This is a genomic window from Lentzea cavernae, from assembly GCF_014653695.1.
Classification (GTDB): domain Bacteria; phylum Actinomycetota; class Actinomycetes; order Mycobacteriales; family Pseudonocardiaceae; genus Lentzea; species Lentzea cavernae.
Genome location: NZ_BNAR01000005.1, coordinates 258715 through 274478 on the forward strand (window position 1 = coordinate 258715; position 15764 = coordinate 274478).

A 15764-nucleotide genomic window follows, 5' to 3' on the forward strand; every position below is an offset into this window, starting at 1 on the left:
AGACCCGTGTGATCAGGCCTGGTTCGTAGTGGGAGAGAGGCGTTCAGCCATCTCTACGACGAAGTCTGACGGTCCTGAAGACCTCCAATAGCCGTTCCTCGTGTAGTAGCCAGGGCCGACGATCAGGTGCAGAGTCGACTCTGCGCGGGTCAGCGCCACGTAGAACGTGCGTCGTTGCTCTGCACGTTCCGTCTCCGTAGGCCGACGCCACCTCCCCCGGTCATTGACGTCATACGGGATGATTTCCTCAAGCAACCCAGGCAGGATCACCGTGTTGAACTCGCGGCCCTTGGCCGAGTGATACGTAGTGACAAGGACCTTGCCCAACACCTGTTCTCCTTGTGCGAGGTCCTGCAGCTTGAGGTTCCTTAGCTGACACAGATCGGCCAGGTCGTCGAGGCTCCCGATGTTGTCCTGGTCGGGGTGTGACTCGGCCACGGCATCGAGGTCAAGATTCGCGCGCAGCTGCTGCAACCAGGTGTCAGCGCGTGCGTCCGCGGGATACGGCAGCTCCGGGTCAAGGCAGGTTTGCAGAGCCCGCAGCAAGAAAAGTCGCGATGTCGGCGGTCCGAGCTGAGCGTCGGTCCGCAGCGTGGCGAGAGAGCGAGCCAGCGAGGCAAGCGACTGCGCTTCGGCTCGGCGCAGCATGCCAACACGCTCGCTGTCGGGAGCGGCGTGGACCTGGAAGTTGGTGACGGCGCGGCTGGCACAGCGTTGTACAAAACGGGACAGGCTGCCAGCCGACAGCACATCATCCCGTTCGTGCAGGAAGCTCACCTGACGCCTGGTTAGTTCAGCAAGGAGTGCATCGAGGAGCACGCCGCGCCGGGGGTAAAGGACGGCGATCCGTTCAAGGTTGACCTGCTTGCTCTGCGCTTGCTGGACGAGATCGCACGCTAGGCGCGCATGTTCGTCGAGCCCTCCCTCAACCCTCTTCAGGGTGACATCCCCAGGGGGTGCATCGTCTCGCGCCCGACGTCCTCGGGAGGTTCCAAGAGCCGCTTCGGCGACGGTGATTATGTCCTGCCCACTGCGGTAGTTGACTTCGAGGTCCAGGTCGCAGAAGTCGTCTCGCTCAGCCAGTGCTGTCAGGTACCTGGGATCGGCGCCGCTGAACGCAAAGACCGATTGATCGGTGTCACCAACCGCGAAGACAGTGATACCTGCGAGGTCGCGGAGAGCGACGACGAGTTCGTGCAGAACACCGCCGAGGTCTTGATACTCGTCCACGATGAGGTGGGGGAAGCGTGCGTGAAGGAGGTCCCGAACAGGTTCATGCTCGCGCACGATGTTCAAGGCTCGCGCCACCATGATCTCGAAATCAACTTCACCGCGACCGATGAGCCTTTCCTCGTATAGGCGAGCAGCCGCCACTTCTCGTGGGTCATAGGTGTCCAGGGCTTCGTTGCAGGCGATGGCTCGGCGAATCCGGGTATTTTCGGCAGTGCGGTACTGGGCAACGAGATCAGCGATGCCCGCCTGGTCGAAGCAACTTTGCAGAAGCGTCTGGGTGGCCGTGGCGCTGAGGACTTGTCCCGCCTGTGGTGCGCGTTGCCGTGTGAGTGGAGCAAACGCGCGGAGAATTTCGTTGAGGCAAAAGGCGTGGACGGTAGCGCAACTGATCCTTCCTTCAGCACGTACGCCACTTCGGAGGACACGGCGGCGGATCTCGTCGGCTGCGGCGTTTGTGTAGGTGATGCAGGCGACGCCGCGGAACGCTGAGATCTGCGTCTGAAGCAGGTAGGCGATTCGGGTTACGACCGTATGTGTCTTGCCGCTGCCAGGTCCTGCCCGCAGGACGACGTTGCCAGGATGGACAACTGCCTTGCGCTGCTTGGGATGCAGGCGTTCGAGTTCCCTTAGCAGGGAGTCACTGACCTGCATCACTGACCTGGTTCTCGTTATCGGGTGTGTCCGGTTGCTCTCCGATCAGAGCTGACTCGCGGGCGACCTGGGAGATCTTGTCCAAGGCAAGGAAGAGGTAGGCGGCAGTGCCAAGACGACGCAAGGACTGGGCGTCTACGGAACTGGTGTTGCTGGTGACCTCGGCTGCCGCACGAACAACCGCCGGCAGATCTGCCCGCGAGAGGTGTGAGGCAAGTCTCTGCGCGAAACGGCCTTTGCCTAAGGCAGAGATTCGTTTGAGCATCTTTTTCCGAACTTCGCGATCCACGGTCGCGGCCCGCTCGTTTGCAACGCCAAGAGTGACATCTGCGATCGCGGTGACGTTCGTGCTCAGCTCCTTGAACGCTGCGATGATCTCCGCGCCGAACAACGCGCACAGATCGGTCTCCAAGGTCTGGGCACCGACGTAGACACCAACGTCCTCCAGCTCAGTGGCAACGGCAGCACGGCCAGCCTGGTATCCAGACGTACCAGGCTCAGGAAGCGTTCCGATCTGGGCCAGGAGAGTGGTGCTGCGAGCCGAGTCAGGGTGGAGGTTCGCACCTCGTTTGAGACCGGCCTCCTTCCGATTGAGCTTGTCCGGGACGGCGTCGCCATCAGTGACGATTACGTGCGGGGTGTCGAGTCCCTTTGGACCGAGAAGAGCGCGGTAGGGCTTGAAGTCGGTTCCGTGCGCGCTGGCGACAACGACCCCATAGGCGTTGAGGTCGAACCCAGCAGCGGCTGCCAGAGCAGGCAGAATGTACAGCTCAGCCAGCCCCTCCACCAGGATGACAGCGGAGGCGAAGAGGACCTCGGCGCGGCTTACGTCGATGTACCGCTCGAGATCCGCTGCCTCGTCGTCGCTGACAGGCAAAGCAGCCGTGCTCACACCTGCGGTGCCGTTCTCAGTAGCCCGCAACACGATGAACGACCGGACCGGGGTCACAGCGGCGATGTGAGGACTGTGGGTGGTAAGCACGAGGGACTGCCCGGCACGCAGGAGGTAGCCGAAAAGGTGACGCTGAAGGCTCACATGAAGGTGGGCTTCGGGTTCCTCGATGGCTACGAGCGTTGCGACGAACTGCTCGTCCAACCGCTGCTGGCTCAGGGCTTCCAACAGCAGACCGAGATAAATGACGTTGGCGCTTCCCAGGCTTGTGTCTGAGATACCCCTGCGACGAGCGGTGTCAAAGAACAGCCTCACGGCGCGAATAAGTTCGTCCGGCTTGGAGGAAGCGAACCCGAGGGTCGGCTGGACTGCCAGGCGAGGGCCAAGCATGGCGCTCAGCCGCCGCGTCAGGTGCTCTTGGAGCTTCGTGACATTGCCGTCCTTAGTGAGCTGGTCGACGGCAGCAGCAATCGCTGAGGCTGTGGCCTCCAGATTAGCCGGGTCCAGAGGCAAACGTTCGAGAAGGTCACGCAAGGGGCTCCGGCGCCAGTTATGCAGATCGCCTTCTGCATCCCGCAGGGCTGGCAACACACGCACGGCCACCTCACGCCGGATAGCACGCACATCGTTGGTTTCGCTCGTGCCTGCGAAGGCAACGAAGTCGTAGTCTTGCGTGGTCATCGGTCGTTTGGTGACCTGAAGGCCATTGTCACTGGTCTCGACCTCCGTGCGGGGAGCGAAGCGGTAGGTCAGCCGTGCGGTGTATGGGGCGAAGTCCACGGTCGCGGCTGACAGGACGCTCTTTGCATCGGTGTCGGAGTCGTACCCCTGCAAGTCGACCGTTACGGTCACTTCAGCCCCGCCGGCTAGGCCTTGCGGATCGCCCTCCCAGATGTCGTCCTCCCGCAGCATGCGGCGCGAATCTGGCATCGATGGGTCGAGCACTAGCCGGATCGCCTCCAGCAGGTTCGACTTGCCGACCCCGTTCTCGCCAACGATCACCGCGTGAGCGGGAAAGTCGGCGATCACCAGGTGTCGGAAGTTGCGGAAGTTGCGCACCTCGACCCGGGAAATGTGCAAAACCATTCGACCCCTCTCCCACTGCAAGGTTCCGCTTCGGTCTTCGGACACCAGACACGGTGCACGCGGCAACTCGTCGCGGAGGGAACGTCGTATCGGGCCCGTCGATCGCTACACCATGGTCGCGATTTGTGATCGCTTTGCGACAATTCTGCTCTGCGGCGACCGGCACGCCGACGATCAGCATGGAGTCAGACCAGACGCATCGCTCGGCTGACGGAGCGCAGCGACAACAGACCTAGGAGCCGCTGTGACCAGCGAGACCATACGACAGAAGGTAATCACCCAAACCGACTGTTCGCTCGGCTGTTGTCGACGCGGCCGTCCGGTGGCTGAGCATGAGCAGTTCATCCTGGATACGGCGGTAAATCTGGCGCATCGTCGCGCGGGCCAAGGGCACGAGCAAGGCGGCGAGCAACGCCCCGTCCTCTGACCGCAACGGTGGGCGTTGATCGCCGAGTTGCCGGAGCAGGACCGCGAGTTGGTGGCGTAGCGCGAGAATCTTGACGTCCTTCTCACGCTCGGTCATGCGCAGGAGCCACAGCGCGGCGAAGGCGCGGGAGACGGCGAGGTAGGCGAAGCGGACCAGCACGGCCGCGATCATGCCCGATGATGATCGACAACATACCGATGCCCGCTGACCTGCACGGACGTAGTTCTCTGCACGCACAGCTTCGGCTCGCCCATACCGCCGAACCGCGCTTGCGCGTCTTTGTGAGAACGGCTGCCAAGTGGGGCGTTCTACCTCTCGCCGTCCCGACGCATGTTCAAGTACAGGTCCGGGTACTTTTCAAGTACCTCAAGCCACTCGTGGTTCAACCCGGCGACAGAAGACTCCTTCAGCTCGTTTAGCAGGTCCTTGCCACAACCAACATCGGCCACGACTCCGCGACCTTTCGCACGCAGCTCAACGGTCAGCAGCTCATCGGACAACTGGCCGGCCGTTTCGAATTCGATCATCGTTTCGTCGATCTTGTCGAGCGACGATGGGATAATGTAGTAGCGATAACCGTTCTCGATGTCACGGTGAATTTGCGCAGTTCGCTCGACCCAAGGTGCCCGGTATCCCGAGCGAGCGAGGGTGTAGCCGCTGTACCCGACTTCCTTGCTCCCATTCATGATCTTGTGAAAGACCTGCCGCGCTTCGGCCGCCGGCACCAACTTCTTCGATTTCTTCGCAACATCCTTCCTGGCCGCCTGAAGGTAGCGATCAGCCGCCGGTTGCTCTGGGCGGCGTCGCTCCTGGGGACGACAGGCCAGGTCAGGCAGTTCAAGTGCGAACCGCTCCAGCCCAAAAGTCCGGAAGATCTGCCCGTCCGCCACCCTCAAGAACCTTGCTGTGCCGCCTGGCGCGGCGCCGACCAGCAAGCGATCATCAAGGCCTTCGAAGAACGCAATCGCGTCAAGCAGCGTCTCGATCACGTGGCGTCCTGAAACCCCAGCCCTGTAGCCGTGCACCGCTTCCTTTCTCGCACGTACACGCTTTGCTGTAGTGTCACCAGTGATCTTGATGTAGTCGGCAGGAAGATCACCAAAGAAGGCCCAGGCGTAAATGGGCCGCATGATCGCACTGACCCGTTCACCTGAAAGAGGGACACCGACCGCCTGGTCCACCACAAGGAGACTTTCGAAGGCAATGGGTGCGTGCGTCTCGCAGTTGCGGATCAGTTCGAGTCCCATCACCGTACGACCCTCGAACTGACCTTCCCGCCGCCTGCGATAAGCCTCCCCGTGAACAGCCTCGAATACAGCCTCGTCGAGGACGTTGACCTCCCAGCACGCTCTGGTCGCGGCGAGAAGCGCTGAATCCGGGTCCTCCACTGTCGCAAACCAGTACTCCAGCACCGCGCGCTTCAGTGCCCGCAAGGACAGCTGCGCCTTCCTCAACGACTCAGCGGGGAGCCTCATGGCCTGGTTCACGTCAACACATGTTGCCGCCCGCGTCCACACGCTCCAAATCAATTCCAGGCGCGCCGCTCCCGGCGACGGACGATCCCATACGAACACTTGCCACAAGGCAAGTACGCAGCCAATACGATCACACCCACTACCGAGAAGACCCAAGACACAACTCAGTCGCCTAGCAGCAGCTTGTCAGGCATCATCATGCGATGCAGTTGAGCCTGCCATCACGAGTGACCGCCTACTGCCTGGCGCGCGAAGCATTGCTCAATGCGGCCAGTCTCGTCTCCGATGCAGAGCTGCTGCTCGCCGATCGGCGGTGGCCGCGGGCCCACGCCCTCGGCGTCCTGGCTCTGGAAGAGATCGGCAAGATGATCTTGACCGGTGGCGCCGCGACCACGGAGGCTTTGGAAGCAAAGGAGTTCTGGTCGAGCTTCCGACATCACGCCACCAAACTCGGGAACGCGCGAGCACTCCTGGCAGTACTGGCTGCCGACGTTTCGCCTGCAACCTTCAGCGCGATCGACCAGGCCATGCGCGAAGCACCAGAAGGACACCAACGGAAGATGAGTGGGCTCTACGTCGATCTGGCCGAGGATGGAAGCATCCAGCGTCCCGACGATGTGACCGAGGCAGAGTGTCTCAGCGTCCTTGAGGGCGCGCGTGCGTTGCTTGTTGTTCTGCTGCCGGCCTGGGCGAGCGACACGTTCGAGGAGAAGATCACCGAGGTACTTACGGGCCACGCCGCACCGTTCCAAGCGGCTGTCGACCTGGCGGTCAAAGCGGTCGAACTCGTCCCAGAGGAAGCGCTGCGGCTCGCACGCGGATTCCTACTGGGTGAGTTGCCCACCTCAGGAACTGATTCCGCCCACCAGGAGCAACCGGACCGCCTAGTGCAGTGAGCAACGACGGCGTCAGACGCGCCGCAGCGGTCGATGATCCGCTCAATCGCCAGGTGAAACATCAATCGCGTCCGAGCCAGTTTCAGTCAAAGCGACAACCGAGTCGGACAGCAGCTCGCCTCCGATCCGAACATCGTCGCCGCGCTCGACTGGCTCGACATGCGCGGCGCACTGCTGGCCGTACAGACGCGGCCGCCGCACTGCCAACACCTCGTGTGCGCGGCCTGGTCTTCGAGTGGTGGTCCACCTCCGTCTGCGACGGCCTCATCGGCATCACTACAGAACGCGTGCACTGGACCCAACCGCACCGGCTTGCTGCCCGGCGCTCGGGCTCGACCTCGGACCGGACCGGACCGGACCGGACCGCACCATAGGGATGCGTCACGCTGGCGCTGATGAAGCAGGCGGGTCTTCCTCGGCGCGGGGTGTGTCGCTTTCGCTCGTCGGACCGGAATCCTTCTTGGCCGGTTTCCGATGCCTACCCAGCGTCTGCAGGAGTCGTCGGCCGTCGTCTTCCTGCTTCTCATCGACGACCTCCCAGCCTGCGGGGAAGCTCGGCTCTACCGGCATGTAGAACTCGCCGTTCTCGCCGTGCTCGGTGATCGTCACGCCGTGGAGCACGGGCTGGTGTCCTTTGTAGATCGCCGCGTTGAGACCGGGATTGTTGCCGAAAACCGCTTCCGTGAAGTTCACCGCCGCTTCGAACGTGGCCCCGGCCAGCCGCGCCCCGGAGATGAAACGCGCGTTGTAGAAACTGACATCGAAGCGGAACGTCGTGCGCTTCAAGAACGCGAGCCCATCGAAACGCGCTCGCCCGAACTTGGCGACGCCCGCGAAGATCGCGTCGTCGAAGCGCGTCACCCCGACGAAGCGCGTGGAATGGAAGACGGCGTCATGGAGACAGCGTCCGGACAGATCCAGATCGAAGAGAACGGCCCCGCTGAGGTCCAAGCCGTACTCACCCCAGGACACCGTGTTGCTGCCGGCCGCGGCGGGCAGATGGCTGGTGAGGATCCGTTGTGCGGTAAGCCGCACTTCGCGTTCCTCCACAAGCACGCGGTTCCGGTCATACGCGCGCTTGTAGCTGTCGGTGTCGGGGCCGAGTTGGACCACTTCGCCGGACGTGAGAGGGATCTCGAAGGGCATCCGCAGGTAGGCGCACAACACCTGATCACCATGGAGCGCTGATCTTCGTTGTGCTGTGCCAGGCGTTCCAGTGCGTAAAGCCCGGCCAGGCGGACCGGCGCCTTGTCCGAGCCGAGCTGTTCGGAGGCTTTGGTGGTGAGCTCGGTGACTCGGCGGTCGGCGGCGTCTTTCTCCGTGGCCGTGGCGACACGATCGGCGTGCAGTCGGGTGTTTTCGGCGACTAGGCGGGTGTGTTCGGCGATCTCGCGTTGCAGTTCGTAGGCGCGGGCGACGTCGGCCTGGTCGCGTTCTTTCTGGATCAGGCCGACCTCCGTGGCGTGCTGGCGGCGCCAGGCCAAGTAGAGGGCGAAGATCCCGCCGCTGCCGATGCCGATGTTCAGCCCGGTGCGCAGGGCGTCGAATCGGGCGGTCACCAGAGCCTGGCCGGACAGGCCGGCGGTGCCAGGCCACCACAGCACGAGCACCGCTCCCACGGTGAGTACGAGGATCCCGGCGGAGATCAGCGCGATCGTGCTGTTAGGGATCGGCCGCAACGGCTCCCGCACGGACGACGGTGTTGGGACGGGTAGCGCGCTCGGTGTCGGCGGCCGGGGTGACGGGGCAGGATTTTCGTCGTTCACAGGACGATCATCGCTTCCAGCCGCGCTCTCGCGACACCGCGACCCACTCTCTTGGTGAGCTTGATGCTCAGTTGTCGAACAGGTCCCAGTGATCGGGATACTGCTCGACCTCACCGACCTTGACGTCCGGTGGCGTCACGTAGAACGCAGGGAGGTCGCTGGACAGGTCGACGAACACCCGCGCGCGGGCGCCTTCGGTGTCCTGCTGGGTACCACGTCGCATGGGGCGTTCCTGGGCGGTGTGGCGGGTGAACACGCGGGCGAGGTGACCGCCGATCTCCAGGCGGAACCACCGGTCCTCTTCTTTGACCGTGACGTGGTGGCGGGTGCGGCGTGCCGCTTCGGCGTCCGCCAGATAGACGGCCATCTGATGTATCCGGTCCGGGCTCAAGTCGGCGATCTCCACTCGGACACCCTAGAACCTGCTCAGGGCGCGGCCTGAGTGGTGACGAGCGGCGGGCCCCTGCAGCACGATCAGGAGGCGGGTTCCCGAGCGACGCCGCGGTGACGTGTCGCTCGATCGTGTCGGGTGAGCCTGGACTTCTAGCATGTGGCGCCATGCATGCCAGTCCAGCTGCCACTCCCTCATATGTGACTGCGTTGGCCCAGCCCAAGACCCCGCTGTCGTGGTCCCTGGTGGTGTTCCCCGTGGTGCTCGTGCCCTGTTCGGCACTGTCGTCGACCGTGCTGCTGAGCGCCTCGCTCAGCTCTCTCGAGTGGCCGGCGATCATCGCCGTCGTGGCGCTGATCGGGCTGCACGGCGGTGTGGCGTACGCGGCGCGGGAGGGCGTCCGGACCGACGACGAGCGACTGTGGCGTTTCCTGCTGCCACGTCATCCTGATCATCGCCGCGATGATGGCGCTGCTGGGTCTCCTCATCGCACACACCCAGTTCCGCGAGGCCCCGACCTTCCTCGTCATGCTCGCTATGGCGTTCAGCGCGGGCCCTGTGGTGCTGGCCGGCTTGCTGGGCGTCACCCGCCCACGATCCAGAACCGCCACCAGCCCTCAGGACCCGAGCGATCACCACGCTGACCAGCGCTGACCGAAGGGCAGTGCGGGCACCCATGGCCCCGGCCGTCTCCCTGCCGGAAGCGTCGCGCTTCAGGGCGCCGGTGTGGTGTACGGACGTCGCGGTCCTGGGCGGCCGCCTGGCAGCTCCGCACCTCGCGGAAGCCCTCAGCCCCGAACCGTCGAGCTCAGGGTCAGCCACCAGTTCGACGGCTTCCCGTTTCCCGAAGGGTCGTTCTCGGTCGCCAGGTTCTCCGATGTGGAGGAAGCGGCCACGAGCCTAGGGGACGCCGAGCACACGCAGTGCATCGTCGGGCGCAGTGTCCCTGTTCGGCCGCCGAGCGCGTGGATGGTAACACAGTGGGTGAGCTAGCGATGCCGTGTGCGTGACGACCGAATCGCTTTCGCCCTCAGCTGCTCGCCGTGCCAGACGGGCAGCCCGTCTGGCACGGGTGATGAGGCCAGCGAACCTGGGTGTGCTGGCCTGGCTCTTCGCCATCGTTGGTCTGGGTGTCGCGGTGTGGACGGCGCGATCCTGGTCTTGGTGGTCTGCAGCGTGGGAGTGGCTGGGCCGGTGGTGGACGGTGCCAATCGCAGTAGTGCTGCTGGTCGGTGCTGCCGTGCTCGGAGTACTGCGGTCGCGTCAGTCGAAGTCGTCATCTCGTCCTCTGGTGGAGCCAGGGGCAGAGGCAATGCCCGCGTTGACAACGCGGGCGATTCTGCTCGGCGCACTCGTCCTGCTGGCCTTGGGTATCACCGCGGCTGTGCTGTTGCTGGCGAACTTCACCGGAACTGAACCACGGGACCGATTGGACGCGGTCCGGACCGCCGCCACGCTGCTGGTTGGCACCGGCGGCGGCGCCGCGTTGCTGCTGGCCGCCCGTCGTCAACGCGCGGCCGAGCTGTCCCTGGCCGTGCAGCGCATGGCCGCCACCGACACCGCACACGACGCAGCAGCACGGCGGATCACCGAGCTCTACCTTAAGGCGGTCGAGCAGCTCGGCTCAGACAAGGCTGCGGTCCGCCACGGCGGGTTGTACGCGCTGGAACGCGTCGCCCAGGACAACCCTGACCAGCGCCAGACAGTAATCAACGTGATCTGTGCCTATCTGCGCAGCCCCTACACCTCGCCACCTAAGCAGCCTGCCACCCGCCCGACGGGACTGTCTGCAGCTGCACGACGAAGTACCGCAGCCGGCCGCGTCGCCGCTCGCACTGCGGCCGCACACCGCATCAGCCTTACCTCGCCACCTCCGGTTGTCGCCTCCGAACAGTCACAACAGGAACGCGAGGTCCGGCTTACCGCGCAACGCATCCTCACTAACCACCTATGCCCTAGCTCTGACCCGACCGCTGAGCAAACAGACCAACCCCAGTACTGGGGTGAGGACTACGACCTGGATCTCACTGGTGCCACTCTCGTCGACTTCGACGCCCTCGGGCTCACGGTGCGCCAAGCCACCTTCACCAACGCACACTTCGTCAGGCACGCGCGGTTCGACAGGGCAACCTTTACTCGCACCGCACGGTTCGACGAGGCGACCTTCACCGGCGACGCAGAGTTCGACGAGGTGACATTCGCCCGCACCGCAGGGTTTGCCGGGGCCATCTTCAACGGCAACGCCGGGTTCGCTGGGGTGACATTCGCCCGCACCGCAGGGTTCACCGGGGCCATCTTCAACGGCAACGCCGGATTCGCTGGGGTGACATTCGCCCGCACCGCAGGGTTCACCGAGACGACCTTCACCGGCGAGGCATGGTTCGGCGGGGCAACCTTTACCGGCGACGCGGGCTTCGGCGGGGCGACCTTCAGGGGGGCCGCGTGGTTCGTCGGAGCGACCTTTTCTCGCGCTGCGGCGTTCGGCGGGGCGACATTCATCGTCGACGCATGGTTCGACGAGGTGACCTTCAGTGGCGATGCGGGGTTCGGCAGGGCGGCCTTCGCTGGGGATGTGGGGTTCAGTGGGGCGACCTTCGCACGCGACGCGCGGTTCAACAAGGCGACCTTCGCCCACGACGCCGGATTCATCGGGGTGATCTTCACTGGTAACGCAGAGTTCGAGGAGGTGACCTTCGCCCGGACCGCAGGGGTCGCTGGGGTGACATTCACAGGCGACGCACGGTTCGACCAAGCAACGTTCACCGGCAACGCGCGGTTCGACAAGGCGACCTTCAACGGCAAGGCGCGGTTCAATGAGGCGACCTTCATCGACACTGCATCGTTCAGGCGGGCTACCTTTACCGGCAGCGTGTGGTTCAACGAGGCGACCTTCACTCATAACGCGGTGATGACGGACGCTCTTACCAAGGCGGAAGTCGGCGAGTCGTGCGTATGGCCGCCAGGCTGGACGAGATCTGGCCTCAGCCTAGTCGAGCGGCCTAGGCGGGCGGCAGACTCGTCCGCCACGCGCAATTCCACGTAACGAGGCCTGACCGGCAGCTCACTCTCATGCCGCTGCGGGTGCTCGTGCGACGAGGCTGCTCATGATCGGTGTCTGTCACGATGTCCTGGTGAACACGACAACTCGGAGCCTGCGACTGATCGGATACTGGCTCGGTCCCCACTCGCCTGGATGACCTGACGTCCGGGCGTTCGTCGATCCGTCACATATGCCGCACAGCGCGATCGAACAGTCGCCTATCTTCGCTCCGGGACTGTGTTCGTCGCTTTCGCCGGCAAGTCAATCTGTCGCTTCTGCGGCCGGGACAACGGGAGTACCGAGCTGACCGATGGCGTGAACTTCGTCTGGCCTGATGGGCTCCTCCACTACGTCGAAGACCACAACGTCAGGCTTCCGACTGAAGTCACCGCGGCAATGGCCGTTCCCCACTACCCGTGGACGTCGACCAGTTGACGCACCACCTGCTCGAGTCGAATGAGGTGACCATCGACGAACACTGGTGGCGCGACATCGACGGACGATGAAGCAGGGCCGGCGCGAAGCGGATCCCCTGCTACCAGCCGGCCGCTGACATCCGTTCATGCCGCCGAGCGCGCTGGTGTCATCGAACGGCGGTTCAGTGTGATGTACGGATAGGGCTCCACAAACCCCCCGAGTGGCCGGGCTACCCAACTCGTCCTCCAGACACCGGTACCCTTGATCGCGGACGCGCTCGGCTTCCACAGCAAGCACGTCACCCCAATCTGGGCCGACGCAGGTGGCGTCTGGAAGACCTACACCCCCTGGCGATCACAGCCGGTGAGGTTCACCGTGGAATACCAACTACTCGATCAATGGATCCTGCCAGCCTCAAGGGCCAACTCCTGCGGGGCAGAGGAAGCGGAGAACGCCCGCGTCTACCCGCAACCGAACCGGACCATCTGCCTCGGCCAGGTCCAGCCCCGCCTCAGGCCCGTCATAGGATCCGGTCGTGGCGAACCGTTCGTACCTGTACAGCACCGGCAACCGGCCGGAGTCCTATGAGGATCGGCCGGAGACGGTCTCCGGGTTGTCGGAATGGCCCTACGCCATCCCGTTCTCCTTCCTGGTGCTCCTGTCCGGCGATCCCCGGCTGTGCGCGTCCCTGATCGCCGACGGGTTCGACGGCGAGCCCCCGGAGTGCAAGACCACGCTGTACGCCATCAGCGGTGAGTTCGACGCCGGGTTCGCACGGCTGGCGAAGTTCGCCGCCGCCGTGCGCGCCGTAAGCAACGCCGAAGGCCTGCACGCCGGGCTCGCCGAGGCGGAACGGTTCCTCCACGAGCACCGCGACCGGTACGTCCTGCTCGAGACCATCGAGCTCGACACCATGATCGAGAGCGGCGAGGACGAGCTGCGGGCGCTCATCGAAGGCCACCTCGGCCTGTGCCGGGCGGCCGGCGCCGCCATCGACGCGCTTCCCGACGACGCGGCCGCGGCCGGGGCCGTACTCGCCGCCGCGGCGGCCGAGCGGTCTGCGCCGCCGCTGGACGCGTTCCACGGGCTCGTGCTGACCGACGACTTCGACAACACGCGTGACGACAGGACCGAGAACCCGATCGGCCTCAGCTGGTGGACCGACGTCCTCTACTTCGCTCTGTGGAACCGGGCGGAGTACGCGGCAAACCAGCCGAACCAGTAACCCACGGCGGCCAGGACGGCCTCGTGCCCGGCCGGCGTGGGGTGGACCTCGGTGACCGCGCAGAAGTACATCAGCGCGCACACCCGCGCCACCAGCACGGGCACGAGCACTGGACGGGGTCCTGGGCTGTCTCGGTCAGCGGCCCGTAGGCGCCGGTCGCGGCGGTGACATCGGCGAACGCCGCTTCGACCTTCCCGTACTCGGCCTCGAGCACCGGGGTGAAGGAGTCGCGGAACGGCGGCACCGACTGGCGGGCCAGGTCCTGCCGTCCGGGAACGCTGTGCGTGCCGAACTACATCCGCGCCGGTTAGGCGGCATTGCGTACTCGTGGATGACCACTCCAAGACGGTCCGGTCGTTCCAGGTCGCCGGCGAGGTTACGGGCCTGCTGGATCGCCCACTATGCGGTCGGATGCGCGGTGACACCGATGATGTGGAGCGTGCAGGTGTGATACTCGAGGAACGCCAATGCGTACAGCCGTCTGCCGGTGATCGTATCCACATGAAAGAAGTCCGCAGCGATGATCCCCTCGGCCCGGGCGGTGAGGAACTCGCGCCAGATTGGGCCCGTGCGGCGCGGAGCGGGTCGATGCCAGCCGCGTACAGGATCTTCCAGACCGTGGACGGTGCGATCCGATGCCCCAGCCGAGCCAGCTCGCCCTGGATTCTGCGGTGACCCCACAGCGGGTTTTCCCGAGCCAAGCGCAGCGTCAACTTCTTGAGCCCGGCCACAGTAAGTGGGCGCCCTGTTCGCCGGCGTCGAGCCGTGTAGTCCCCACTTCCCGGCGACCAGTCTGCGATGCCAGGCCAGCAGCGTCCCAAGGACGACAGGAAAGACACTTCACCAGCGGTGGCGCGGCAGCAGCGACGACAACGCCGCCAGCCAGAACCGATCCGCGGGCTCGTAGCGGATCGGACCGTTGAGCTGTCGGCGCAGCACCGCGTTCTCGTGCCGCAGCACGAGCAGCTCGGCCTCGATGGCGGTGTCCCGGCGCAGCAGGACTACCGGCGCGGACAGCAGCGCACACGTCGCTCGATACAGCAGCGAAACGATCATCCGGGCAGCATCTCAGCCACCGCCGAAAGGCTGTGCACGCAGGCTTCCACTTGCGACGACGACTTTACGAGCCCCACTGGCTAGCACTAACTTAGCCGACGTCGCAAATGGATAAATGTCGCGCGACCCAGCACCTCACCGGCCTCAATTTTCGAAACTTCGCCGACAATCGGCGGGAATAAATTAATGACGTCTAGCATTGATCCTACGCGCGCATGAAATAGCTCGGAAGAGAGATGTATCGCATCTGCAAAATCGCGACCGTCTGGCACCAGCTTATTATTGAATTCGAGCAGCATCGAAGGTAGACCTAGTATCGAAAGGATCTCCAATGATTCGCAGCGCTCGCGCATACTGACAGAATGCTGATCCAGCCGACTTCCCGCTACCACACATTTATCAAGCCACAAGATCACGCTCAGATTGTTCAGAGCAAGACTTGAGCATGCCGCACCCATAATCCCCGTCCACCCATTTTGTTTGACTTGCGCAAAACGAGTCACACAACTGGCGGAGATATAGTCACACACAACTTCGTCCATCAACGCACTTGATGCTGCTAGCGATGAGGATAGTTGACGCGCCCGTGTGGTTAAGTCGAATTTATGCGGCTCTGGCGCTTCACCTGTACTCCCCCCTCTTCGAAACCAAACGTACTCGTCTCGTCCCCGCTGCATCCTTTCGTCATAGCTCGTACTTTCATGCTCGATCCTCGTAGCGGACCCATTGTCCTCGACCAGGGTCGCATGAGCAAGCAGGAAAAGAATTCGTTTGCGCACATTATTGAAGGCGGACGGATCTACGGAATTGAGGTGATGCGCAAGTTCGTGTCCGATCGCGAACATCTCCTGCATCGTCGTGATCAGCCAATCTTCGAAACGGCTCTCCGCATCGGAGTTGTCCTGATGGAATCGGTCGATCGGATTAGCACGCAGAAGCCGGTCTGCGAGGAGCACTTGGTTCGCACCCTCTTGGATCTTTCCTGCAACCACGCAACGAACAGCAAGCAGACGACGAATAACTGACTCAACCACCGCCGGAGACTGCAAATAGTGGAGCGGAAAAGATAACCAATCCAACATTGTACCTAGGCCTGAATCCCAGATCATCCACCGCCGGGAACCAAGTTTGAGCAGGGAAGGCAATCCGCGATGACTGTGCAGTATCTCGATATCAGGCGGAGCTGCCCTCGTTTGACAGATATCGCAG

General features: G+C 63.7%; 13 protein-coding genes. 4 read left to right on the top strand and 9 right to left on the bottom strand.

All coding sequences use genetic code 11. The features are described from left to right. Positions 1–12 precede the first annotated feature (12 nt). From IE307_RS18700 to IE307_RS18715, 4 genes are all read right to left on the bottom strand, one after another. Positions 13–1884 (bottom strand): ATP-dependent helicase, encoded by a 1872-nt coding sequence (locus IE307_RS18700; protein ID WP_191299252.1) that lies wholly within the window; start codon positions 1882–1884, stop codon positions 13–15. Continuing rightward, complete coding sequence (locus IE307_RS18705; RefSeq protein ID WP_191299253.1) at positions 1871–3862, bottom strand: ATP-dependent nuclease; 1992 nt, start codon at positions 3860–3862, stop codon at positions 1871–1873. The genes IE307_RS18700 and IE307_RS18705 overlap by 14 nt, the downstream gene beginning before the upstream one ends. Before the next feature lie 232 nt (positions 3863–4094). Further along, positions 4095–4460, bottom strand: a complete 366-nt coding sequence (locus IE307_RS18710) for a hypothetical protein (protein WP_191299254.1) — start codon at positions 4458–4460, stop codon at positions 4095–4097. Positions 4461–4597: 137 nt separating this feature from the next. Beyond that, positions 4598–5776 carry a hypothetical protein gene (locus IE307_RS18715; RefSeq protein WP_191299255.1) on the bottom strand — a complete coding sequence of 393 codons (1179 nt, stop codon included), beginning with the start codon at positions 5774–5776 and terminating at the stop codon, positions 4598–4600. A gap of 191 nt (positions 5777–5967) precedes the next feature. Here IE307_RS18715 and IE307_RS18720 point away from each other — a divergent pair, with 191 nt between their 5' ends. Beyond that, on the top strand, positions 5968–6660 hold the full coding sequence (locus IE307_RS18720) for an AbiV family abortive infection protein (RefSeq protein ID WP_191299256.1): 693 nt from the start codon (positions 5968–5970) through the stop codon (positions 6658–6660). Between the two features lie 381 nt (positions 6661–7041). Here IE307_RS18720 and IE307_RS18725 read toward each other — a convergent pair whose 3' ends face one another. Both IE307_RS18725 and IE307_RS18730 read right to left on the bottom strand, forming a co-directional pair. Next, complete coding sequence (locus tag IE307_RS18725; protein ID WP_191299257.1) at positions 7042–7827, bottom strand: pentapeptide repeat-containing protein; 786 nt, start codon at positions 7825–7827, stop codon at positions 7042–7044. 666 nt (positions 7828–8493) lie between these two features. Further along, the gene (locus tag IE307_RS18730; RefSeq protein WP_191299258.1) at positions 8494–8832 is read right to left on the bottom strand and encodes a hypothetical protein; all 339 of its coding nucleotides are present in this window, start codon (positions 8830–8832) and stop codon (positions 8494–8496) included. 447 nt (positions 8833–9279) lie between these two features. Here IE307_RS18730 and IE307_RS18735 point away from each other — a divergent pair, with 447 nt between their 5' ends. The 3 genes from IE307_RS18735 (at position 9280) to IE307_RS18745 (ending at position 13499) form a co-directional block, all read left to right on the top strand. Next, entirely contained in the window at positions 9280–9471 is a 192-nt protein-coding gene (locus IE307_RS18735; protein WP_191299259.1) for a hypothetical protein, read from the top strand. Positions 9472–10129: 658 nt separating this feature from the next. Further along, the gene (locus IE307_RS18740; RefSeq protein WP_191299260.1) at positions 10130–11860 is read left to right on the top strand and encodes a pentapeptide repeat-containing protein; all 1731 of its coding nucleotides are present in this window, start codon (positions 10130–10132) and stop codon (positions 11858–11860) included. A gap of 949 nt (positions 11861–12809) precedes the next feature. After that, a complete protein-coding gene (locus IE307_RS18745; RefSeq protein ID WP_191299261.1) occupies positions 12810–13499 on the top strand; it encodes a DUF7822 domain-containing protein in 690 nt (229 codons plus the stop codon). 70 nt (positions 13500–13569) lie between these two features. Here IE307_RS18745 and IE307_RS18750 read toward each other — a convergent pair whose 3' ends face one another. From IE307_RS18750 to IE307_RS18760, 3 genes are all read right to left on the bottom strand, one after another. Continuing rightward, entirely contained in the window at positions 13570–13743 is a 174-nt protein-coding gene (locus IE307_RS18750; protein ID WP_191299262.1) for a hypothetical protein, read from the bottom strand. Positions 13744–14339: 596 nt separating this feature from the next. Next, the gene (locus IE307_RS46790; RefSeq protein ID WP_229904841.1) at positions 14340–14555 is read right to left on the bottom strand and encodes a hypothetical protein; all 216 of its coding nucleotides are present in this window, start codon (positions 14553–14555) and stop codon (positions 14340–14342) included. An 86-nt stretch (positions 14556–14641) separates the two neighbouring features. Next, positions 14642–15589 carry a hypothetical protein gene (locus IE307_RS18760; RefSeq protein ID WP_191299263.1) on the bottom strand — a complete coding sequence of 316 codons (948 nt, stop codon included), beginning with the start codon at positions 15587–15589 and terminating at the stop codon, positions 14642–14644. Positions 15590–15764 lie beyond the last annotated feature (175 nt).

Bases quoted from the DNA above. Each gene is read 5' to 3' on its own strand.
- IE307_RS18700 (WP_191299252.1), bottom strand. From the start codon at position 1,884: ATGCAGGTCAGTGACTCCCTGCTAAGGGAACTCGAACGCCTGCATCCC.
- IE307_RS18705 (WP_191299253.1), bottom strand. From the start codon at position 3,862: ATGGTTTTGCACATTTCCCGGGTCGAGGTGCGCAACTTCCGCAACTTC.
- IE307_RS18710 (WP_191299254.1), bottom strand. From the start codon at position 4,460: ATGATCGCGGCCGTGCTGGTCCGCTTCGCCTACCTCGCCGTCTCCCGC.
- IE307_RS18720 (WP_191299256.1), top strand. From the start codon at position 5,968: ATGCAGTTGAGCCTGCCATCACGAGTGACCGCCTACTGCCTGGCGCGC.
- IE307_RS18735 (WP_191299259.1), top strand. From the start codon at position 9,280: ATGATGGCGCTGCTGGGTCTCCTCATCGCACACACCCAGTTCCGCGAG.
- IE307_RS18740 (WP_191299260.1), top strand. From the start codon at position 10,130: ATGCCCGCGTTGACAACGCGGGCGATTCTGCTCGGCGCACTCGTCCTG.
- IE307_RS46790 (WP_229904841.1), bottom strand. From the start codon at position 14,555: ATGATCGTTTCGCTGCTGTATCGAGCGACGTGTGCGCTGCTGTCCGCG.